The sequence below is a fragment of the Candidatus Dependentiae bacterium genome, assembly GCA_035445995.1.
In the GTDB taxonomy this organism is placed as follows: Bacteria; Babelota; Babeliae; order Babelales; family Vermiphilaceae; genus DAOMRS01.
Genome location: DAOMRS010000003.1, coordinates 1 through 1264, shown reverse-complemented (window position 1 = coordinate 1264; position 1264 = coordinate 1). Strand labels below are relative to the sequence as shown.

1 protein-coding gene is annotated in these 1264 nt (G+C 39.8%); it reads left to right on the top strand.

Going from position 1 to position 1264, the window contains the following annotated elements:
• Nucleotides 1-1264 (top strand): ankyrin repeat domain-containing protein (locus PK943_05290; protein ID HRN78624.1); only part of this gene is annotated, 1264 nt, incomplete at both ends.

Sequence of the window (1264 nt, the reverse complement as noted above, 5' to 3'; positions counted from 1 at the left end):
TACAAAGTATTTTTCGATAACACTAGATATGTCTTTGATCAACGCTGCGGCTATTGGAGATATTTCTTTGGTGAAGAGTTGCTTATCTGATGGCGATGATGTAAACATTCCTAATAGCTATGGTTCCACTGCACTGCATGCTGCAGCAAGTAGAGGACATGAGGATGTAGTTTGGTTTCTTCTCAGTAAAGCTAATGTGAACAATGATGGCCGTACGGCACTATATCTTGCTGCAAGAAAGGGGTATACTGAAATAGTTAGATTACTACTATCATCTGGTGCCAATGCAAATATCATAGCAAACAATGGATATACGGCGTTACATCTTGCTGTGAAACAAGGCCATACAGAAACGGTCAGGTTACTTCTAAGCAAAGCTAACATGGATGTCGTTGATTCAAAGGGGCGCACTGCATTACACATTTCTGTAGAACAAAGTCATCTGGAGGTACTAAAGATACTTATTCTTTCTGGTGCTGATGTGAATATCGCTACTACAAGCGGGGATACTGCATTATCCTATGCTGCGAAGAATGGCAACGTGGATATGGTAAGGATGCTGATATTGGCAGGTTCTTTTATAGATGCAGATACACTGAGTAATGCGGTGAGTCGTGGATATACAGATATAGTTCAGATGCTTCTTATAGCAGGAGTAGATGTCAATGTCAAGGATACTAGAGGACGTGCTGTATTATACAGGGCTGTAAGAAGTAAAAATACAGAAATGGTAAAGATACTTCTTTTGGCAGGTGCTGATGTAAATGCTGTTAGGGATTGTGGAAATAAAGCACTATATAATAGCGTGAGGGATGTTACTCCACTGCATTTTGCTGTAAAGGATGATAATATAGATATTGTCCAAATACTTCTCCAAGCGGGCGCCGATATAAATGCTGTTGACTATTATGGAAATACTGCGTTACATCATGCTGGAAATGCAGATATAGCGCATATGCTTCTTCAGGCAGGTGCTGATATAAATGCAGTAAACAAATCTGGCTACACAGCCGTATTTAATGCTATGAACAATAAAGATGTGGATATGACTAAAATGCTTATAAATGCAGGTGCTACCATGAGCACAAATAGAGGGGATTCATTACTACATGCTGCTGCATCATATGGTCTTGTTGAGATAGTCGAACTTCTATTGAACGAAGATAATGTAAACTCTACCAACGATCGTGGTAGTACGCCATTACATAAAGCACGTACGGCAGAGATAGTGCAAATGCTTATTCAAGCTGGTGCTGATGTAAAT